A 20,047-nucleotide genomic window follows, 5' to 3' on the forward strand; every position below is an offset into this window, starting at 1 on the left:
AAAGAATAATTTGAGTTAGAAATTATCTAGCTTCACTACATATTTACCACTACCTTTGTTTTTAATATTTGTTTGTCCTGTGAATGGACAGTATAAATTTGATTTCAGTATGCGGCGATACATAGGTAACATCCTCTCAGGGATTTTGCCATCTTCTAAAACAATATTGTCTCGGAAAGCGATCGCCATTTGACGAGTTTGGGCGCGGTCATAACCGTTAACCAACCCTTGTTGGATTTCCTGATGAACGCGGTTTAACAGTCGTTGCCAATCTTCACTCGGTGCTGGTAAGTCTAGGCTAATGGACAAATTCTGAGCAAAACTACCCACCACATCCGAAGCATCTATACCGGGATAAACTCTCCCACTGGTGGGAACTTGAACCATAATTGGTTCGTTTTTAGACTGCTCAAACTTGGCAACAGCTCGCACAAACGCACCCACTAGTAAAGAGTTCAGTGGTAATCGCCATTCACGAGTTTGGGCAATTAGTTGATTAGTGATAACCTTTCCTAATGAAAATCTGCGGTTATGGAATTTTGGACACAGGGATGTGATGGTATTGCCTGTAGGATTCCATAAGTAAGAATCTTTGCCCCGCCGATTTACATACTCAACCAGTGCTTTGTCTTCTTCCGGGTCTTGCCAAGCATTAATTGATTGCACCAATTCGTTATAGTCTTGGACAGTTGTAGGTGGCTGTAAATTAGGTTGTTCACCGCAGACATGGGCGCGGTAAATTTCCATAAATTCGCGTAAGATGACATGACATCCCAGGGCATCAGAAATGAGATGCTCGTTGGCTAACACCAGTTGATAGACTGAATCTTCCAGCCGAAAAACAAAAAATCGATGGAGTGGCCACTCTGTCATTTGCCATTCATAATTGAGGCAACGATGCAATTCATCATTAATTAGTTGTTCTTGAGCCTCACTATGAAGATGCCTGATATCAGTAACGGGTATATCAGGAGGAGTAGGATTTTCCATCACTACCATTTCGTAATCCTTGAATCTGGTAGTATCGGGAGGAATGATAAAGCGCGATCGCAGCATAGGATGACGATGTAGTAAGTCTTTCCATGACTGCCAAGCAACGTTTGAATCAAAATCACCTCGTAAACGGAGAGTAGAAAATAAGCTAATTGAGTTTACTACCCAATGACCAAGTAAATGAAAATACTGTCCTGAAAGAATCTCAACTTTCTCTGTTTTCTGCTCCTCTTGATTAATAATACTTGCAGATGGTGAAGAATCAGAATTATCTATCTGGGAAATTAAGCAATTATCAGCTATTTGCACCACATCGCCCAAAGTTTGTAATTGCATCAAATTTTGCAAAGGCAATGTTTCCATGAATTGGGGTTGCATTTCTTGGGGAATTAGTGCAACTAATCCATTCAACAATTCCATCATTTTGATAGAATCTAAACCTAAGTTACCCTCCAAAAACATATCCCGTTCTAATTCTTCTGCATCATGTCCAGTAATCTTGGCTACTAGGGAGAAAATTGGCAATTCTAAGCTCTTAGTACTCATTGCATCCTCTAAAAAAAAATAATGTTCGCAAAAAAATATCCAACGTCTTACCTAATTAAGTAAGTATTGTTTTGCAGTCTAGTTATTCATACAAAAATAAATTTGAATGGATAAGAATTACGAGAAAAATTAATCTTTGCTCTTGTTATGTTACTTATCGCCTTGTTCTGGGCTATTTATGCAAAAATTTAGGAGCAATAATACCAATTCAAAATTCACTCATAGCCCAATACGGTTCAGTTAAGAAAATAAATTAACGTGAGTTCGATAAATTCGGAAGAACCCCTCTCCAAACCTCTCACGCCAGTCGCCTCAAGTCGGGAAACCCGCCCACGGCGCTGGCTCCCCGACGCGGGGAGAGGCTTAAAACCCTGATTATTTGGTACTCAGTTATAGATTTTCAGCCCCTTCCCTACAAGGGAAGGGGTTGGGGTTAGGTTCCGTCGAACTCACGTTAAATTAACTGCTACACATAAAACAGATCTATTTTTTGGAGGGGGCTTGGGGGACGCAACCGTCCCCCAATCGGGGGTTTGGGGGATAATCCCCCAAGTCTTGGTTCTTCTGCAATCGATAAGCTGACAACGTTAACTGAACCGTATTGACTCATAGCCTACTTTAAGGCTGCGCCAACAATAATTTAAAACAAAAACTCTACCCACAAGGAGGTAGAGTTTTTCATGCTAATTAAGTCAGGGGAAATTCAACAAACTATATTACGAAACGTAAAGAGGCTGGAATGACCAATGACTAATGACCAATGACTGATTTACCAAACTTCTGCAAATCCTGAGCCAGCTTGATGTAACTTGACTGGCGTTGACTATCAGTGAGTGGAGACCATTGTTCCATTGGCAAGAGTCGATTTTGGGTTATGGCTACCGGATGCCTTGGCTGTTGGCGATTGTCCACAATCTTTAAGTCCTCAATCAGCTTGGCGTAGCTTGACTGGCGCTGACTATCGGTGAGTGGGGACAGTTGTTCCATTGGCACTAGTCTTGGCTGTTGGCGATTGTCCACAATCTTCAATTCCTCAGTCAGCTTGGCGTAACTTGACTGGCGTTGGTTATCTGTGAGTGGAGATAGTTGTTCTATGGGTAAGAGTCGAGTTTGGGCTACTGTTAACTGATGCTTACTCTCTGGGCGTGGTGGTAATAATTCAGCCGCAGGTATAGAGGTGGCTTGATTTTCCTGAGTGTGATCAACTAATGATACTCTGTAGGTTTTACGCTCGAAAGGATAAGTAGGCAGCATTACCCGACGTAGACCTTGGGGAAATAAGGGTATGCTATTAAACCTTACCCCAGCTACATAAGACCTAGCCAGACTCGTCAACACACGTTCCACTACTGCTTGTCTTTTGTTTAGATATATCCAGACTCCCAGTTCATCCAAACTTGCTAATTGTTCTTTGAGAGCGAATGAATCTCCTAAGTGTAGATAAACACTTTCTTTAGAGATGACATCTTGACACACATCTACATTTAACTGTCCAGATACTTGCACCAGGGCTAGCAGTTGCTCTGTGGAAATCGTGTCAGAATGGCTGAAAATTCCTTGTGAAGTTACTAATGGACAAGTCCAGGTGGATGCTGACTGTTCTTTTGCGGAGACATCATGGGCAATCAGACCTTTTTCTCCTTCTATTTGTAGGAGCAAAGCGATCGCCTGCTCTAATGTCAACATTCCCCGCAGTGTAGCTCCGGCTAGAATACCAGTTTTTTCTACTAATAAACTAGTGGGTTGTAATTCCAAAGACATCAACAAGCGTCCCCAAGCGTACTGCACTGCAAATATATGTGCCTGTTCGCTCATCTCATTTAATCCGGCACGCACGCTATTGTAAGCTACTTGGAATTGGGGGAAACGTTTACCTAAAGTTTCTACTTCTGCGGGAGCGATCGCACTAGTGCCATCTAATATTAAGTGAAACGGTGTTGTGCGTTGGGGGTTAGCTCGACCTGTATATATATCTGCTGGTGTTTGTGCCGAACAGATAGTGTCTAAGTAATTGAGCAGATGTTGACGGTCATTGACTACTAAAGCCGCTTTGTAAGGTAATTCCTTCTGGGCATTATTTTGAGTAAAGCAGATTTGGGAAGATTCTTGTTCAGGATGATGAATGATGTGTTCGCGTAGTTGTCTAGCTACCTCTTGCAGTGCTTGTTGATTCCGTGCAGTCAGACATAACAAATCAGGAGCAGAACTTGTGACCGGGGACTGTAAATTAGCTGTTACTGGGGATTCCTCAAGAATAACGTGACAATTGGTGCCACCAAATCCAAATCCATTCACACCTGCACGTAATGGGTTGCCATTAGGCGACCAAGGTATACTCTTACCCGCCACAGCAAAAGGTGTGTCCGCAAAATTAATATGGGGATTAGGCTCCTCAAAACCTACAGTTTGGGGAATTTTGCCGTTCTGCATGGCCAGTACCACTTTGATCAGGCTGACAATCCCGGAAGCAGATAGCAAATGACCAATGGAGGATTTAACCGAACCAATAGTACAGAATCCCTTTTCATCAGTAAAACTACGGAAAGCTTTTGTCATCCCTTCTACTTCTACTGGATCACCCAGGAGAGTACCTGTACCGTGGGTTTCAATGTAGGAGATAGTCCGGGGGTCTACGCCACAACTGTTGTAAGCTTGGCGGATAGCTTCTGCTTGACCTTTGGGATTGGGAGCAGTGATCCCCTGGGAGTGACCATCATTATTTACTGCGGAACCTTTAATCACGGCATGAATCAAGTCACCATCTGCCAAAGCCTGCTTGAGAGGTTTGATAATTAATACGCCCGCACCTTCTCCTAAAACGATGCCATTAGCACGGCGGTCAAAGGGATAGCAGGTTCCACTCAGGGAAAGAGCCTGTGCCTTACGTAAAAAAGTAAAGGGGCTAGGACTGAGGTTTAAATTTACCCCACCGACTATTGCCATGCCAGTTTGACCGGAACGCAGACTTTCGCAAGCAATATGTAATGCCACCAAGGAAGAAGAACAAGCAGTACTAACTGCCATACTTGGCCCCTTGAGGTTCAGGCAATGGCTAACTCGTGCCGCTAATTCGTTGACCTCGTTACCTGCTGCTGACTCAGGGAGAATTTCACTTGGTTGCAGTACTTGTGAAAGTGTCTTGAGCAAATGCTGACGATCTTCAGCAGGAAGGTGATCAAACCAGGAACTCTCTTGCAAACGCTGACGTAATTCCTCGTAATACTGATAATTGGTGAAGTGTTCGATGTAAGTATTTTGTCCACAACCAACAAACACACCAATATTATCTGGGCGATATTTGCCGCCGTAGCCTGCCTGTTGTAAGGCCTGCATAGAAAGCTCTAGGAACAACCTTTGTTGGGGGTCCATCGCCGTAGCTTCCTTGGGAGAGATGCCAAAGAACATCGGGTCAAAGTCAAAGGGACTATCTACAAAGCATCCTCGTTTGGATATTTTTGCTTGTGGTGAGTTTCCTTTGGCTTCAAAGTAGTGTTGGTTAAACCAACGGTCTTGAGGCACATCTTGAATGACGGAGCGACCTGCATTGAGTAAATCCCAATACTGCTCTAAGTTATCGGCTCCTGGTATTTTACAAGCCATACCGATGATAGCAATGTCTTGTTCAGGAACATCTTGGTATTTTTCCTGGGTGGCGACATTTGGGGGCGCTGATTTTTCGGCTTCTGGGCTAGCTTCTGGAGCGCTCGTGCTAGTCTTCACAGAATAGCCGTACTTGCTTTGTAAATAATCTACCAAGTCATCTGGTGTTTGATATTCAAACAGTAAAGTTGGAAATAATTCCTCACCCAGAGTTGTCCCTAAATGTTGGACAACTTCTACAGTCCCAACAGAATCTAGCCCCATTTCTTGGAAAGTTTTGTGTCCTTCCACCTGTGTTTCCGGAATACGTAAATGTTGCAGCAAAACTTCCCGGACAAGCTGTCGCAGATTGCGAGGTTTAGCTTGTGGTTGGCTCGTGGAGGATTTTGAAGCTATTTCTGGGGTGGCTTGAGCAATTAAGTCAATGATGTGAATTACAGGGGAAGTATCCAAAGATAGAGCTTGAATAAAGGCATTAGCAGCCGGCTCTGGTTCCAGAGGATTTAAACCTTTGGATTTTACCATTAATAAAGTTGATGCTCCTAAAAGAGCGCCCATACCGCGATCGCTCCACAGGGAATAATTCAGAGCTAGGGAGCGTCCTTGACCGCCATGCTGTGTCCGGTAGATGGCATAACTATCAAGAAAAGTATTGGCTGCGGCATAATCGCCCATACCGGTTCCCCATTCGGCTTTAGAAGCGGAAACCGAGGACAACAACACAAAGTATTTCAGGGGTTCGTTACGGGTAACAGCATCGAGGATGATGGTTCCCTGGACTTTCGGGGCTAAAACTTTGGTGACTGAGTCGGGTTGTTTTTGTAGTAGTTTAAATGTGCTGTGGTCAACTGCACCCGCCGCATGGATAACTCCATCCAGGTTACCAAAGCGGGACTTGATGTTCTCGATTAATTGCTTCATCCCCAAGGCATCCGTCACATCCACAGCCTGATACATGACTGTAGCTCCGAGTTGTTCTAGTTGCTCAATTGCCTGGATACGTTGTTGGGTAGACGCATCATGACTAGCGGATTGCCATTCTTGTTTGGGGGGGAGGGGATGGCGACCTGTTAGCACCAAATTGATGGGTACTTGTCGAACCATAGCTAAGGCTATTTCTGTCCCGACAGCACTAGTACCACCAGTAATCAACCAGGTTTCTCCTGCCAACAAAGGTAGAGAATTGTTATCTATAGGTACATTAATTCTTTCCAGGGTACGGCTCAATCGTTGACCATGACGGATAGCAACGATACCTTCAGCAGTAGGGGCTGCCTTCATTTCTTGGAACAAAATATCGGCTAATTTTTCTGGCAGATAAACATCTTGGTTAAAATCTACGACTTTTGCTTGAATCTGAGGATTTTCTTGTGCCACCACCTGCGCCAGTACACCTGCCATAGATTGATGTACACCGTGTAGGGAATCATTTGGAGATATTGGATAAGCACTTTGAGTTACCACTAAGAAATTGAGGGGAGAGGCTGGGTAATGTTTGACTAGCGCCTGTGTCAAAAACAAAAGACTGTAAACGCGTTCATTGAGCAGGCTGTCATTTTCTAGTAGTTGTTCTGGGGATGTTGCCCACAAACTATAGTTCCACAGATGCACAGATGCGGTGACTGTCACACCCTGTGCTTTGATCTTGTGGATCAGTTGTTCGTAGTCGTCAACGGATGCCGGATTAATAGTGAAGTGTCTTGCTGCTTGGGTGAAGCTCTCCCCTGGGGTGACAAAATATGTCGTGTACTTTTTAGAGTCGAACAGCTTTGCTAAATTGTCCCCTACTTGGTGGCGATCGCTAAAGATCAAAATTGCCCCTGAAGGAATATCCTGAGATTGGCTCAACACCTCTGGAGTCCATTGCCAACTATGAAACCAATTCGATGGTACAGCCAAGGGAATTCTTGGCAAAGTTTGGACTTGGGGAATAGCTGAAGTAGAACCTAACCCCCCAGTCCCCTTCCCTTGTAGGGAAGGGGGAGAATTCAAAGCCTCTCTCCTCGTAGGAGAGAGGTTGGGAGAGAGGTTTTCCACCCAGTAGCGTTGGCGTTGAAATGGGTAGGTTGGTAGTGCCAGGCGGCGACGCTGATAATCTTGGTCAAATGCAGTCCAATTGATTTTTATACCCCTGACGTACAACTCACTTAAACTAGTAAGCAATTGTGACCAGTCTGGTTGTCCTTTTTTCAGAGAAGTTAGCCAAGTGCCTGTACCTTCTGGTAAGCATCTTTTACCCATACCTACTAATGTGGTACTCGGCCCCATTTCGACAAAGATTTCATACCCTTGTTCATGTAGCGTCTTGATGCCGGCATAAAATCTTACTCCTTCTCTAAGATGCTGTCGCCAGTAAGTTGCATGGGGAATTTCTTGGGGTTTGAGTATTTGTCCAGTCAAATTCGAGATGAGGGGAATACGCGGCGCTTGAAACTGCACTGAGCTAGCTATCTGCTCAAAGGGATCGAGGATACTAGCCATTAAAGGGGAGTGGAAAGCGTGAGAAACCTGCAATGGTTGGGCGTTAATTCCTTGAGTTGCCAATTCTTTCAGCACCGCTTGCACAGCTTCTCTGGCTCCAGAAATAACGATATTTTCTGGGCCATTAATCCCGGCAATTGCCACTTGCCCTGTGTAAGCAGCTAAAATGCCGTTCATCCGTGCTTCATTGGTGAACACTGCCGCCATCATGCCATTTTGGGGTAGAGATTGAATTAAACGCCCCCGCTCGGCGATTAATTTCAGCCCATCTTCCAAGCTGAACACTCCAGCAACGCAAGCAGCTACATATTCACCCACGCTGTGACCCATGACTGCATCTGGTACAATTCCCCAAGATTTCCACAGTTGGGCAAGGGAGTACTCTAAAGCAAACAGTGCTGGTTGAGTATATGCTGTTTCATTCAACGGAGAAGCAACATCCGATGTGGGGTAAAGTACTGACAACAAAGGTTGCTGAAGATAGGGACGCAGAATTTCGTCGCATCGGTCTAAAGTCTTACGGAACGTCGGCTGTGTTTCGTAAAGTTGCCGTCCCATTTCCACATACTGAGAACCTTGCCCTGTAAACAGGAATACAACTTTGGAACGCTTCTTCTGTGCTTGACCACTGACTAATGTACTGGTCTGCTTTTGACTAGCAAAAGCTGTTAGTTGTTCTTGCAAGTCTGCATTAGATGCAGCGACAACAGCAAGACGGTGTTCAAAATGCGATCGCCCGGTGTTAGCTGTGAAACAAATATCTGCTAAAGATGTTTCTGGATGGGATGTTAAAAAAGATTCATAGCGGCTAGCCATTGCTAGTAGTGCGGCCTCAGTTTTGGCCGATAAACTCAGCAGGTGGAGTGGACGCTCAGTTTTCGGCGGCTCTAATTTCAAGTTTGGTGCTTCTTCGAGAATTAGATGGGCATTAGTGCCACTCATACCAAAAGAACTAACCCCAGCCAAGCGTTTCCCGTTAACTGCCGGCCACGGAGTTGGCTTAGTTGGCACAGCAACTGCCAGTTTGTCCCAAGGAATATGAGGACTGGGCTGTTGTAAATGCAGATGTGGAGGTATCTCTGCGTTTTGTAGAGCCAGCACCACTTTCATTAAACTGGCAACTCCCGCAGCTGATTCTAAATGACCCAACTGAGTTTTCACCGAACCAATCAGCAATGGTTGCTCTGGAGAACGTCCTTGACACAACACTGAGCCTAAAGCTCTTACTTCAATGGGATCTCCCAAAGATGTTCCTGTACCGTGGGTTTCTACATAACTAATTTGTTCTGGTGTTACCTTAGCGTTGGTGAGTGCCTGATTAATTAATTTCTCCTGAGCTAGCCCATTGGGTACTGTCAAACCACTGCTAGCACCGTCGTGATTAACTGCCGAGCCTCGTACCACAGCTAAGATATTATCATTGTTAGCGATCGCATCTGATAAACGCTTGAGTACAACTATGCCGCAGCCTTCTCCACGTACATAACCATCAGCTTTCGCATCAAAGGTCTTACAACGACCATCTGGAGCCAGCGCCCTCATTCTACTCAAACCAATAGAAGCTTCCGGTGCTAAAATCAAGTTGACTCCACCCGCTAAAGCCATATTGCACTCACCTGAACGCAAGCTCTGACAAGCCAGGTGAACTGCTAGCAACGAAGAAGAACAAGCTGTGTCTAACTGCATCACAGGGCCTTGCAAACCCAGGACATAAGCTAGGCGACCGATGGCAATACTCCGAGCATTTCCTAAACTGCTGTAAGCATCAATGCGGTGATGATCTCCAGAATATAAGTTAAAGCGGGAATAATCTTCCATAAAGAGTCCCATAAAGACTCCCGTCTGGCTGCCGTTTAATTCCTCTGGGGATTGTCCGGCGTTTTCAATGGCTTCCCAGCCTACCTCCAGCAGTAGCCGATGCTGGGGGTCCATGCTGGCTGCTTCTAGAGGGGAAAGTCCAAAGAAATGGGGATCAAATTGATCTACCTGTTTAATAAACCCACCATAACGGGTGTAAATTTTCCCCGGAGTGTTGGGATTTGCATTGTAATACTCATCTACGTCCCATCTGTCAGCCGGAACTTCAGTGATAGTGTCTACCCCATTGTGGAGTAATTCCCAGAATTTCTCAGGGTAGTCGGCTCCCCCAGGAAAGCGACAGTTCATCCCAATAATGGCGATTGGTTCTGTCTTGGCGTTCTCCACTGCGTCCAACTTGGCACGCATTTCTTTTAAGGCTAAAACTGAACGTTGTAATGGAGATAATTGGTTGATGTCTGAAGTGTGACTCATTTTAAGAAATTGCGTAATTAATAGACAAAGAAATTGAGTCTGAAGCCAGACTCATTTAGCTGTGTAAAGTAAATAAAAGAATGTCTTTTGTAGACTTATCGGAGTTAAGCAGGTGATTTACGCAAGTTCACAAGTAATTACTAGGAGTTACCCACGCAAGTTGTCTGTTGAGGCTGGGTGTAAGGGTATAGGGGTGTAAGGGTGTAAGGGTTTTAAACATTTACATCCCTATACCCCTATACCCTTGATTTTTCGTTTTTATGCGTAAGTCCTAATTACTTCAGACACCAAGCAAAGCCTCTAATTCTTGGTCAACTAATGCTGCTAATTCGTCTTCAGAATATTGCTGAATATCTATTAACAAATCAGTTTGCGCTTCAGTCTCTATTTGCGGCTCCACCACAACTGGCTCGGCTACATTCAAGGAAATTATATTGTTGAGCAGATATTCAGCTAAAGATTCAATTGTGGGATATTCAAAGGTCAAAGTCGAAGGTAGAGAATTTCCGACGCTGGTTTCTAGTCGGTTCTTCAACTCGATGGACATGAGAGAGTCCATCCCCATATCGAAAAAGCCCTGTTGCGGATTTGGTTGATAGGATGCTTCAAACCTGAGAACTTGGGCAACCTCACTTTGAATGTAAGCAATTAAAACATTCTGGCGAGCGCTAGCAATAGTTTCCTCTAATTGACGCAGCAGTTCAAGTTGTTTGGACGATTGTGCAGAATTGCCTTGTGGCTGGGTTTGGGGAGCTAAATCAGCAATTAACGGTGCTGCGCCTCCTGGTGGGAATTGCTGGAGGAATTTCGCCCAATTGACTGACATCACACCAACTTGGGTGGCATCTTGTCTCAATAAATCTCCCAGTAGTTGCAATCCCAATTCTGAGGATATGGTAGCAAAACCACTCTCAGCTATGCGCTTTTGGCTACGACTATCTAAATCTGCTGCCATCCCAACTTCTGCCCAAGGCCCCCAGTTAATGCTCAAACCAGGTAAACCCAAACCTCGACGATAATGAACTAAGGCATCCATGAAGGCATTAGCGGCTGCATAGTTTCCTTGGCTGGGTGAACCAAGTAATGAAGCGACCGAGGAGAAGCAGACAAAGAAATCTAAAGGTAGGTCTTTGGTCAATGTGTGCAGATTCCATGCCCCTTGCACTTTGGGCGCTAGGACTTTAGCAAAGCGGCTCCAATTTTGTTGCAGTAATACTCCGTCATCTAAAACACCAGCCGCGTGAAAAATACCCCGTAGAGGTGGATAGTTAGTTTTGATTGCCTCTAACATCTGAGCCACATCTTCCGAGTTGGACACATCTGCTGTGACAACTAGAACTTTGGCCCCTGCTTGCTGTAGTTGATTGATAGCTACTTGAGTATCACCAACCACTCCACGCCTGCCGGTTAAAATTAAGTTTTTGGCTCCTTGTGCTACCATCCACTGGGCAACTTGCAGCCCTAGCGCCCCTAGACCACCTGTAATCAAATAAGTGCCATCTTCACCAATTGCCAGTTGATTCGTGGGGGTTTGAGCTTGGCGACGCACCAACCGGGAGACTTTCCGCACTCCTTGACGGAATGCTACTTCGTCTTCTTGGTCTGGAAACAACAACTCTGCTAATAATTCTTCAATTTCGTTCCCATTACCAACTGGGTCTAAATCCAACCGCACACATGATAATTCTGGATGTTCCAAAGCAATGACGCGTCCCAAGCCCCACAAAGCAGCTTGATTTATGGCTAAAGCATCGGACATTGGCTCTACTGGCTGAGTACCTCTGGTAACTAAACACAAACGGGGAGGCTTAGACCAGGTTGATTTTGCCAAGGCTTGAACCAAATGCAGCACATTACCACAGTCAGTATTTAAAGTCTCCCGTGTCTCCTCCAGCCCCCACAGATATACTACCCCACGGCAGGGAGGTTGATGATTACCTAAGCTTGCTTGAATTAACTTCTGAAAATCTTGTGGTTCTGAAGGGTTGATGTAGTAATGTTCGCCATTGGCTTGATATTCTGCACCAGGAGAAACTAAGATGGGGCGATCGCCACGTTCTTGGAGTAGTTTTGCTAACTTAACCGCCGTTCCTTGTTGGTCAGCAAATATCAACCAACTTCCTAACTCTTGTGTCTGTGATAATTGATGATTTTCCTCACGAGGCTTTGGTTGCCAAGCTACTTCATACAGCCAATCACCTAAATCTTTTTGCAGACTTTGCAACAGAGTTGCCCGACGGACTTTCCTGACTTCAAAACCGATGATTTCGGCGATTAACTGCCCATTTTGGTCAAACAGATGTACGTCACCAGTTAAACTCTGATTATTAGATGTTGGTGTTTTTTGACCATGACACCATAATTGATGACCAGGATGGGGACGACCATAGAATCTCAAGCTACCGATGCTAAAAGGAATGTACATATAGTCATTCTGGACTTGCTCGGCAGGATTAATATCCCAGCAAACGTTGAGTAGTTGCAAGCATGAATCAATTAATCCCGGATAAAGTTGATAGTTATCGAGTTCCTCTGGTAATTGGGGCAGTTTCATTTGACATACTGCTTCTCCATCCTGATACCAAATATTTTCTAGCCATTGAAATGAAGTTCCCCAACTGTAGCCGACTGCTTGAAAACTAGAGTAAAACTGCGTTCCCGATAAAACTTGAGAACATCTAGCCTTGACTTGTGCCACATCGACGAAGTTAGGTACTGGCGAGAACAGCCGGACTTTTCCTGTACTATGTGTTTTCCAAGCGTTGACCTCGTTTTCTGCTTCTCCACCTAAAAAACTAATAATTTGCCAGGAAGTCTCTTCTGTTGTTTGGGGTGTCAAAACCAACTGAACTGTTGTACTGCCGTCATCTGGGCAAACCAGCGTATTTTGAAACAACAAATCTTCAATGATGCAAGATTCATGAGGAAAAGCCTCCTTAATTGCGGATAGAAGCATCGAGATATAAGATGCACCAGGAACTATTCTGACTCCGTTTAATTGATGATCCTCTAGGTAAGCAGGTGAATTGGGGCTAAATTGGGTTTCAAAGCGAATTTCTGGAGAAAATGGTAATTTTAGCCGTTGACCAAGTACAGGGTGGAGAGTTTTGCTAGTCTTGGCGGGTAATGTCTGTTGGCGATGGGATGTCTCAACCCAGTAACGCTGGCGCTGGAAGGGATAATTTGGCAGTACTAGACGACGACGGGGATAATCTTGATCAAAGCCAGACCAGTTGATTGATGCCCCACGTAAGTATAATTCTTGCAAGGTTTGTAGTAACTGTTGCCAATCTGACTGTTGTGGGCGCAAACTAGGGAGCCAAATTCCTACGCCTTCAGGGAGACACTTACGACCCATTCCCAGTAAAACTGGTTTTGGCCCGACCTCTAGAAAAATGTCGCAACCTTGCTGCTCAAGAGTTTCCATCCCAGCAGCAAATCTCACTGACTGGCGCAAATGTTTGACCCAATATTCCGCATTGGTGATTTCTGTGGTAACTACTGTGCCGGTAACATTAGAAATCAGTTTGATATTAGGTAATGAAAAGCTCACTTCTGAGGCAATGCGCGCAAATTCCGCTAACACTGGTTCCATTAAAGGAGAGTGGAAGGCATGGGAAACGTTTAACTTGACACTATTAACGCCTTCGCTTTGGAGAGTAGACATCGCTGCTGCGACTGCTTGATGCTGTCCAGAAATAACGACACTCTCCGGGCTGTTAATGGCAGCAATTGATACTTGATCGGCATAAGGTTGAATAGCTGCCAATACTCGCGCTTGGGAGGCGAATATGTTGACCATTGCCCCATCTTGAGGTAAAGACTGCATGAGGCGAGCGCGGGCAGCAACCAATTTTAGTCCATCTTCCAGACTAAAGACTCCAGCTATACAAGCAGCAACATATTCACCTAAACTATGACCGATAACTACTGTGGGTTCTATGCCCCAAGATTTCCATAACTGGGAGACGGCATACTCTAGGGCAAATAAAGCTGGTTGGGTGTAGGCGGTCTCATTGAGAGGGCTAGTCCCAGATTCAGGATAGAGAACCGACAGTAAAGGTTGTTCTAAATAAGGACGGAGAATTTCATCACAACGATCTAAAGTTTCCCGGAATGTCGGTTGGGTTTCGTAGAGTTCTCGCCCCATACCTATGTATTGAGAACCCTGTCCGGTAACCAGAAAGGCAATTTTTGGGCGCTTTTTGTTGTGTAATTGTCCGCTTACACCTGGGGTTTTACCTGCTGTAAAAGCTGCCAATTGTTGACGTAAGTCTTGTGTAGATTCAGCCACAACAGCCAAACGATGGTCAAAATGCGATCGCCCTGTATTCGCACTGAAACAAATATCTGCTAGATTTGCTTTACTATCATCTTTCAGAAAAGACTCGTAACGGCTGACAAGTGACTGTAGTGCTGATTCAGTTTTCGCCGATAAACTCAAAAGATGAAACGGACGCTCAGTTTTTGCCTGTACTAATTTAATTTCTGGTGCTGCTTCCAAAATCAGATGGACATTTGTACCACTCATCCCAAAGGAACTGACCCCAGCTAGTCGTCGTCCATCCGCCCCTAATGGCCATTGTGTGGGCTGAGTCGGCACTACAAGCGGCAGTTTTTCCCAAGGAATATAGGGATTAGGTTGTTGAAAATGTAAATGTGGTGGTATCTGTGCGTGCTGGAGAGCTAATACAACTTTCATTAATCCAGCAACGCCGGCGGCTGATTCCAAATGACCAACCTGAGTTTTGACAGAACCGATAGTTAGGGGATTATCTTGGGAGCGACCTTCACCTAATACTGCTCCCAAGGCTAACACCTCGATGGGATCGCCCAAAGGTGTACCAGTCCCGTGAGTTTCCACATATTGAATCTGATGGGCTTGGACGTTAGCATTTTCTAGGGCTTTGCGAAGTAATTTTTCTTGAGCCGAACCATTGGGGGCTGTCAGGCCGTTACTAGAGCCATCATGGTTGTATGCTGAACCCCGAATCAATGCCAGGATAGGATCGCCATCAGCTAAAGCATCGGATAAACGTTTGAGTACTACTATGCCACATCCTTCTCCGCGTCCGTAACCATCGGCGCTGGCATCAAAAGTTTTACAGCGACCATCGGTAGATAAGGCTTTTAATTTACACAGACCAATGGAAGGATCTGGTGAGAGAATTAGGTTGACACCGCCAGCTAAAGCCATATTACATTCTTGAGAACGGAGGCTTTGACAAGCTAGATGCACCCCTAACAGGGAAGACGAGCAAGCTGTATCTAACTGCATGGTAGCGCCTTGCAGACCCAAGACGTAAGCTAAACGCCCAGCCGCCATACTTCTGAGAATACTTAAAGTATTGTAGGCATCAATTTGAGTGCGATCGCCATAAAAGCTCAGTTGTGAGTAGTCGTCCATAGATAGCCCGACGAATACCCCTGTAGGACTGCCATTTAACTTTTCTGGTGCTTGTCCAGCATTTTCTAGTGCTTCCCAGCTTACTTCTAAAAGTAGCCTCTGTTGAGGGTCGAGGCTGACGGCTTCGCGGGGAGAGATGCCAAAAAACTGAGCATCGAACTTGTCTACCTCATTTAAAAAACCGCCGTGCTGGGTGTACATTTTCCCCAATACATCGGGGTCTGGATGATAAAACTCATCTACTGGCCATCTTTGTGCAGGAATTTTGCTAATGGCATCTACTCCATTATGTAATAAATTCCAGTAATCCTCTGGGTTATTGACACCCCCAGGTAAGCGACAAGACATCCCAATAATAGCGATGGGTTCTTTCTGTAATTGCTCAACAGTATCAACTTCAGACCGCATCCGCCGCAATTCTAAAATGGCATTTTCTAGTAATAAGCGGTAATTTGTGTTCTCTGAATTAGGACTCATACTAATCTCCTTTGTTTAACTGTGGCAATTTCTTTGGTGAGTAATTCAGCTATTTCCGCGTCTGAGAGTGCTTTTAAGTCTGCTGATTCGGTCGGTTCTGCTTTGTTTGTCGGCAATTCTACAGACACCAACAGATTTTCTGTGTGCAGATGAGACTCTGGCTTTGTCTTGGCTAATTCTGTCAGTTGGGGAATTTTTTGACTGGCTAGGTGGCGTGCTAAAGATTCGATGGTGGAGAAGTTCCAGACTATAGTTGCTTCTAAGGGATATCCCAACCATTCACTCAATTCTTGGGCTAACTTGACAGCCCTGACGGAATCTAATCCATAATCTGCAAATGATTTACTTTGGTCAATTGACTGGGCTGCTACTGCCAATTTTCTCACGACCCAATCCATAATCCAGTTTTCGATCAATTCGGCAGTTTGGGAAGAGACTTTTACCGATGTAGATGTCTGCGTTTTGCTAACCACAGTACTATGGGAAGGTGCAGCAGAATTTTCTTGTCTTAGTAGCCGCTTGAGTATTTTGCCTGTGGGGTTCTTGGGGATAGAAGAGACAACTTCGACGGCACTAGGAACTTTATATTGAGCCAATTTCTGGTAACAGAAGGCAATGATTTCTGCCTCTGTAACCGCTTGGTCTGGTTTGAGGACAACACTAGCTTTCACCTGTTCACCTAGTACTGAATCTGGTACGCCGTAGACAGCTACCTCTGCAATACCTGGATGCTGGTAAATAACATTTTCAACTTCGGCTGGGTATACTTTTAATCCACCGTTGTTGATCATATCTTTGAGGCGGTCAACGATGTAAAAGTAGCCTAATTCGTCTATTTGACCAATGTCACCAGTGTGAAACCATCCGTTCTTCATGGCTTTGGCAGTTTCAGCCGGGCGATTCCAGTAACCTAGCATGACATTGACACCGCGAATCACGATTTCACCAAGTTCACCAGGGGCAACTTCGCAACCATCATCGAGGCTGACAATCTTCATCTCGACATTTTCAATTGGTGAACCAATAGAACCTAGTTTGTACCTCAATTCGTGGTTATAACTAGCTAATGGTGATGTTTCTGTTAGACCATACCCTTGGTTAATGACTTTACCAAACTTGTCTTGCCATCGTTTGGCAATTTCTACAGGCAAACCTGCGGCCGCAGAGAAGTAGTAACGCACTGAATCTAAATCGCGGATAGATGCTTTATCACATAAAAGAATAAAAGTAGTGGGAACACCAAAAAAGATTGTAATATTATATTCGCTGATAGTTGTTAGTACCGTTTCTGGATCAAACGATCGCTGTAAAACGATAGTTGCACAAGTATTCAGTCCACTATTGAGAACTGCGTTCTGCCCAAAACAGTGGAACATCGGTAAAAATAATAAAATTTGATCATGAGGGCGCATTTCGCAACAGTGCTTCATGGAGTGCATATTGGAAATCACATTGCCATGAGATAAAGTAGCGCCTTTAGGAAAACCTGTTGTACCAGAAGTATAAAGAATCGCTGCTGGCTCATCACGTTCCATCTCCACAGCACGGGCGCTAGACGAAGCATTTGCCATGAATTCACTCAAGGCGATCGCATCAGCTGCTTGCCCCTCAGCAATTATGATGTGCTTGAGGTGGGGTAAATCGACTTTAGGTAATTTTTCTCGCAGCGTTTGTGTAGTTACGAGTACAACTGCTCCACAGTCATTGAGAATAAACTTGAGTTCATCGCTTTGCAGATTTGGGTTAATAGAAACTGCGATCGCCCCAACCTTGAGAATCCCTAGATAGGAAATCACAAACTCAGGAATGTTTGGTAATAATAATGCTATGCGATCGCCACGTTCAATCCCTAACCCCAGTAAAGCATTGGCAAAGCGATTTGCCATTTCATTCAGTTGTTTATAAGTAAAATATAAGCCTTCAAAAATGAGCGCTGGTTTGTTAGGAAAAAGGCAGCAACCACGCTCCACATTTTGGGAAATATTCATAAAAATTGTGGCAATATTTAAGTTGTAGCTCTTGTTGTACTTATCGCCTTGATGTAGAGAATTTATGCAATAAGTGGATAAAAACTCCACCCACAAGGGGATAGAGTTTTGTCAGTGGTCAGTAGTCAGTGGCAAAGATATGTAAAAACCACGCCATGTGCGGGTTGGGGTATTAGACCAGATCCTTTCAACAACTGACAACTGACAACTAACAACTGACACGCAAAGCGCAATAAAATTAGTAAACAGTCAACAGTTCAATTGACTGCTGACTATTGACTATTGACTATTGACTCTTAATGCAAGCACGGTAAGATATCTTGAACTGCTTGCACAATCACACCACCAGCCGCGATATCAGCAGAAATCCGGGCAATATGCTCATCCAGACCTTGCTCATTATCATTCCAAATATATGGGCGATCTGAAGTTGGCTTTTGTCCAACTACGTGGCGGACTGCTGAATACAAACGCTCAGTTGCAGGCGATAGACAGGCGCGTGCATCATAATGACCAGTCTTTTTATATGTGCGGAGGTCAACAGCTTGGACTCCAAACATCAGAGCGATCGCCATATAATTCTGGAAGATATCCACAGAACGACGGGCTAGAGTCGCTGAAGTGTATCCTTGACTGTTGATGTTCTGATTAAATTGTTCCGCATGGGTAGGAAAGCGATCGGCGATAGAATTTCCATAGAAGGTCAACAGTGGCATAATTGAGTTACCGCATATCTGCAAACCTTTAAGTCCCATATTGACTTTACGTTCTCGGTTGCCTAATAAAGATGCTGGTAGTCCATTGCTAAACTCTGGTGAGGCGAGGAGGGCAATCTGCACATCTAGGTGTTTAGCCAATAACCCAATATAGTAACGCAAGTGATCCATTCCCATACCCACGTACTGTCCGAGGAAATTGCCTCCATGATAGCTAGCTTGGTTATCAACATCAATTAGTGGGTTATCGGTGACTGAGTTGATTTCGATTTCAATTTGTTGGGCAATCTGGGAAATTCCATCAACGATTGGTCCTAAATACTGGGGAAGACATCTCAGGGAGTAACGATCTTGAATCAATTCGTGATCACGATAATCGTGTTTACCATCTAACTCATCACGAACTAACTGGGAATTGGCTAACAAAGAAATCATTTGATCTGCTGCCCATAATTGACCAGGATGTGGTTTGGAATTATGGATAAATGGATGGAATGATTGATTGGTTCCGTTTAAAGCTTGGATATCTAGAGCGTGAACGCCCATAGCGATCGCAGTTAAAATTTGAGTATCGTAGACGCAGTTTGCCGCAATACCCGTCATGACTGAAGTGCCGTTCATCATCGCCAAGCCTTCCTTCGGCAACAATGTCAAGGGTGACAAATTCAGTTGACGTAAGGCTGTTGGCGCATCCATTTCTTTACCGTTAAAGTCAACCTTAAAGCTGGGATCTAAGCCTATAAGTGAACCAGTAATGTAGGATAGTGGCACTAAATCACCACTGGCACCAATTGAACCAAACTCATACACATATGGCGTAACACCAGCGTTAAGGAAAATCTCCATACGCTTGATAAGTTCTAATCTGATGCCAGATGCACCGTGCATATGAGAATTTGCACGCAAGAGCATAGCTGCGCGCACATCCGCCAAGGGTAATTTGTTACCTGCACCTGTTTTTAGGAACCAAACTAAGTTGGTTTGGAGTTCAGATGCTTGTTCACGGGATATGGCAACATTGGCCATACCGCCAAAACCAGATGTCACTCCATAAATTGGTTCCCCAGATTCAACAGCATTATTAATGTAATCACAAGATGCCTGAATACCCTGCAAAATATCAGTGTTATTGGTTAAAGACACTAAGGTGCCATTACGCGCTACCCTTGCAACATCATTGATTGTGAGTTTCTGATTACCAATAATTACATTGGCAGAAGAATTTCCAGTAAAAGAAAATTGTTGAGATGAGGTTTTGCTTTGTGCTTGAGATAGTGTCTTCATACAGGGATTGTGTCTAACTTGTAGTAGGTATTGCAATTAACTTAACTTTTGTTTGTTGCTGATAATATTTGAGATCATATTTCAGCAAATACAACTTGATATTTAGCTGGTATCAGTGTTTTAACGAAGCAGCTATTCTCCATAATTGAAACTTTTGAGAATATTTTTTGGAGAACTTTATAGAAGAATTAACCAAAAGAACAGCCATTTGTTTCAATTCATTTGCTCATATATTGATGAGAGAATGAAGCTTGTAATCGTTT

5 protein-coding genes are annotated in these 20,047 nt (G+C 44.3%); all 5 read right to left on the reverse strand.

Annotation, left to right across the window (positions count from 1 at the left end):
- Positions 1-15: 15 nt before the first annotated feature.
- Positions 16-1,539 carry a condensation domain-containing protein gene (locus ACM5QX_RS26055; protein ID WP_414756169.1) on the reverse strand — a complete coding sequence of 508 codons (1,524 nt, stop codon included), beginning with the start codon at positions 1,537-1,539 and terminating at the stop codon, positions 16-18.
- A 750-nt stretch (positions 1,540-2,289) separates the two neighbouring features.
- Entirely contained in the window at positions 2,290-9,912 is a 7,623-nt protein-coding gene (locus ACM5QX_RS26060) for an SDR family NAD(P)-dependent oxidoreductase (protein ID WP_414756170.1), read from the reverse strand.
- Between the two features lie 280 nt (positions 9,913-10,192).
- Positions 10,193-15,796, reverse strand: a complete 5,604-nt coding sequence (locus ACM5QX_RS26065) for a type I polyketide synthase (protein WP_414756171.1) — start codon at positions 15,794-15,796, stop codon at positions 10,193-10,195.
- The gene (locus tag ACM5QX_RS26070; RefSeq protein ID WP_414756172.1) at positions 15,793-17,784 is read right to left on the reverse strand and encodes a long-chain-fatty-acid--CoA ligase; all 1,992 of its coding nucleotides are present in this window, start codon (positions 17,782-17,784) and stop codon (positions 15,793-15,795) included. Before ACM5QX_RS26070 ends, ACM5QX_RS26065 begins: the two co-directional genes overlap by 4 nt.
- 296 nt (positions 17,785-18,080) lie before the next feature.
- Positions 18,081-19,784 (reverse strand): HAL/PAL/TAL family ammonia-lyase, encoded by a 1,704-nt coding sequence (locus ACM5QX_RS26075; protein ID WP_414756173.1) that lies wholly within the window; start codon positions 19,782-19,784, stop codon positions 18,081-18,083.
- Between the last annotated feature and the right edge of the window lie 263 nt (positions 19,785-20,047).

This window comes from Anabaena sp. CCY 9910 (assembly GCF_963920875.1).
In the GTDB taxonomy this organism is placed as follows: domain Bacteria; phylum Cyanobacteriota; class Cyanobacteriia; order Cyanobacteriales; family Nostocaceae; genus Trichormus; species Trichormus variabilis.